Annotated in this window: 1 protein-coding gene; it reads left to right on the forward strand. The window is 62.6% G+C overall.

Annotated features, from left to right (window positions below):
* Positions 1 to 134: 134 nt before the first annotated feature.
* Positions 135 to 1,478 (forward strand): IS4 family transposase, encoded by a 1,344-nt coding sequence (locus U5775_RS38745; protein WP_322063407.1) that lies wholly within the window; start codon positions 135 to 137, stop codon positions 1,476 to 1,478.
* The last annotated feature ends 7 nt before the right edge of the window (positions 1,479 to 1,485 follow it).

Genomic DNA, 1,485 nt, shown 5'->3' on the forward strand with positions numbered 1-1,485 from the left:
CATCGTCTTATACACAAGTCTGTCCTCCGCAACCGTAGGCCGGAACAAACGGTCGTGAGCAATGAGATGGACCGGGGCTTGTAAACTTTCGGCGCGTCGCGTTTACTCTCGCTTTTTGCGTGAACGCCTTGGCCCTGGAAGCACCGTGCTGGACGGAAACCGAATTTGCTGACCTCGACCTTGGCGACGCGCGCCTGAACAAGCGAGCGAGGACATTGATGGAACGATTGGCGGCCAAGCCGACGGCCGGCGTGCCGCAGGCGTGTCGGGGCTGGGGCGAGACGATGGCGGCGTACCGCTTCTTCGACAACGGCGAGGTCGAGTGGAGTGCGATTCTGGAGCCGCACTGGCGGCAGACCGAGCAACGAATGGCCGCTCAGTCGGTCGTGTTGTGCCTGCAGGACACCACGGAACTGGATTTCAACGGCCGGCAGGCCGCGGGCCTTGGGCCACTGTCTTACGAGATGCAACGCGGGATGTATTTGCATCCGACCTATGCGGTGACGCCTGAGCGGGTGCCGCTGGGTGTACTCGACGCGTGGATGTGGGCGCGTGAGCCCAGGGACGCGCAGGGCAAGCGCGGCGGCCTCAAGGAAAGCCTGCGCTGGATCGAGGGTTACGAACGGGTGGCGGAAACGGCATCGGGCCTGCCGCACACGCGACTGGTGTACGTCGCTGATCGCGAGGCAGACATGCTCGCGCTGATGGTGCGGGCGCAAGAGCTGGGTACGCCGGCGGATTGGCTGATTCGCTCGACCCACGACCGCGCGCTGCCCGAGGGAGCGAGGCTGTGGGCGGCGGCGACAGAAGGTGCACCGCTCGGCGAGATTGCCTTCACGATGGGCTCGCGGCACGGCGTGAAGGCGCGCCAGGTACGTCAGCACGTATGGTTGCGGCGCATCGAACTGCCGGCAGGCGTCGGTCAAAGCGTAGCGAGCACGTGTCTGGTCGCGCGTGAGTTTGATGCACCAGGCGGCGTCAAGCCGATCGAATGGCGCTTGCTGACCAACCGCGAAGCCACGACGCTGCAGGAAGCGATTGAACTGATCGACTGGTATCGGGCACGCTGGGAAATTGAAATCCTCTTCAATGTGCTGAAGAACGGTTGCCGTATCGAGGCGCTGCAACTGGGCGCGATCGAACGGCTCGAACGTGCGCTGGCGCTGTTTCTGGTCGTGGCTTGGCGAATCGTCCATCTGATGTATATGGGCCGCAGTTGCCCCGATCTGGATGCCGGACTGTTCTTCGATGTCGATGAAATTCGCGGCGCGTATTTGCTGACCGACGTCAAGCAGCCGGCCAAGCCCAGGCTCAATGAGGTGTTGCGCTTGATTGCGCGCTTGGGCGGATTTCTCGGCCGCAAGGGTGATGGCGAACCCGGCGCGAAAGCTATTTGGCTCGGACTCAAAGAGGTTCATGTCGCTGCCAGGACATTGCAGAAGTTACGTGCCGGCGGTCACGATGGAAATTGTGTATAAGCCGATG

This window comes from Paraburkholderia sp. J63 (genome assembly GCF_905220245.1).
Classification (GTDB): Bacteria; Pseudomonadota; Gammaproteobacteria; order Burkholderiales; family Burkholderiaceae; genus Paraburkholderia.